1 protein-coding gene is annotated in these 1,420 nt (G+C 67.5%); it reads left to right on the top strand.

Annotated features, from left to right (window positions below; genetic code table 11):
• Window positions 1–23 precede the first annotated feature (23 nt).
• Window positions 24–1,418: a phosphomannomutase/phosphoglucomutase gene (locus DIE16_RS36225; RefSeq protein ID WP_124894420.1), complete on the top strand. Its 1,395-nt coding sequence runs from the start codon at window positions 24–26 to the stop codon at window positions 1,416–1,418.
• The last annotated feature ends 2 nt before the right edge of the window (window positions 1,419–1,420 follow it).

Below are 1,420 nucleotides of genomic sequence, written 5' to 3'. Positions count from 1 at the left end.
TGCACGCAACCCAGAGAGAATCGATGATCTCCCAATCCATCTTCAAGGCATATGACATTCGCGGTGTGGTCGGCAAGACGCTCGACGCCGACACGGCGCGCGCGATCGGCCGGGCATTCGGCAGCGAAGTGCGCGCCCAGGGCGGCGACGCGGTCGTCGTCGCGCGCGACGGCCGCCTGTCGGGGCCCGAGCTCGTCGGCGCGCTCGCCGATGGCCTGCGTGCGGCGGGCGTCGACGTCGTCGACGTCGGCATGGTGCCCACGCCGGTCGGCTATTTCGCGGCGAGCGTGCCGCTTGCGCTGAAGGGCGGCGAGCGCCGCGTCGATTCGTGCATCGTCGTCACCGGCAGCCACAACCCGCCCGACTACAACGGCTTCAAGATGGTGCTGCGCGGCGCGGCGATCTACGGCGAGCAGATCCAGGCGCTGTACCGCCGCATCGTCGACGAGCGGTTCGAAACGGGCAGCGGCGCGTTCGAGCAGTTCGACGTCGCTGATCAATACATCGCGCGAATCGTGGGCGACATCAAGCTCGCGCGCCCGCTGAAGCTGGTCGTCGACGCCGGCAACGGCGTCGCGGGCCCGCTCGCGACGCGCCTGTTCAAGGCGCTCGGCTGCGAACTCGTCGAGCGCTTCACCGACATCGACGGCACGTTCCCGAATCACCATCCCGATCCCGCACACCCGGAAAACCTGCAGGACGTGATCCAGGCGCTGAAGGACACCGACGCCGAACTCGGCTTCGCGTTCGACGGCGACGGCGACCGCCTCGGCGTCGTCACGAAGGACGGCCAGATCATCTTCCCGGACCGCCAGCTGATGCTGTTCGCGGAAGAAGTGCTGTCGCGCAACCCGGGCGCGCAGATCATCTACGACGTGAAGTGCACGCGCCATCTCGCACAGTGGGTGAAGGCGAAGGGCGGCGAGCCGCTGATGTGGAAGACGGGCCATTCGCTCGTGAAGGCGAAGCTGCGCGAGACGGGCGCACCGCTCGCGGGCGAGATGAGCGGCCACGTGTTCTTCAAGGATCGCTGGTACGGCTTCGACGACGGTCTCTACACGGGCGCGCGCCTGCTCGAGATCCTCGCGAAGACGGCCGATCCGAGCGCACTGCTCAATGCGCTGCCGGACGCGATGAGCACGCCGGAACTGCAACTCAAGCTCGAGGAGGGCGAGAACTTCCGCCTGATCGAGAAGCTGCAGAAGGAAGCGAAGTTCGACGGCGCCGACGAAGTCGTGACGATCGACGGCCTGCGCGTCGAGTACCCGGACGGCTTCGGCCTCGCGCGTTCGTCGAACACGACGCCGGTGGTCGTGCTGCGCTTTGAAGCGGAGACCAAGGAAGGGCTCGAGCGCATCCAGGCGGACTTCCGCCGCGTGCTGACGGCCGCGAAGCCGGACGTCGAGCTGCCGTTCTGAAC

The organism is Burkholderia sp. Bp9090, assembly GCF_003857985.1.
In the GTDB taxonomy this organism is placed as follows: Bacteria; Pseudomonadota; Gammaproteobacteria; order Burkholderiales; family Burkholderiaceae; genus Burkholderia.
The sequence above is the reverse complement of the archived record's forward strand: the minus strand, read 5'-3'. Positions and strand labels throughout refer to the sequence as shown.

What these genes read in the sequence shown, in the direction of transcription:
- DIE16_RS36225 (WP_124894420.1), top strand. Translation starts at nt 24, where the DNA reads ATGATCTCCCAATCCATCTTCAAGGCATATGACATTCGCGGTGTGGTC.